General features: G+C 50.0%; 1 pseudogene. It reads left to right on the plus strand.

Annotated elements, in window-relative coordinates:
* Positions 1-228, plus strand: a pseudogene (locus KVT28_RS27630) (secretion protein HlyD); the annotation flags it as partial.

Consider the following 228-nt stretch of genomic DNA (forward strand, 5'->3'; position numbering starts at 1 on the left):
ACATTAATGGCGGCCGGAACGGCGTGGTGGAGAGCACCTCGCTGAATACCATTCAGGATGAGGTGAAACCGGAAATTTACTATTACCGCGTGTTTATCCGCACCGATAACGACTACGAGCAGAATAAAGCCGGTAAGCGCTTCTCCATCAGTCCCGTCATGGTCTCTACCGTGGATATCAAGACCGGTGAGAAGACGGTGATGGATTATCTGATTAAGCCGTGTAACA

This window comes from Pantoea sp. GbtcB22 (assembly GCF_019091025.1).
In the GTDB taxonomy this organism is placed as follows: domain Bacteria; phylum Pseudomonadota; class Gammaproteobacteria; order Enterobacterales; family Enterobacteriaceae; genus Pantoea; species Pantoea leporis.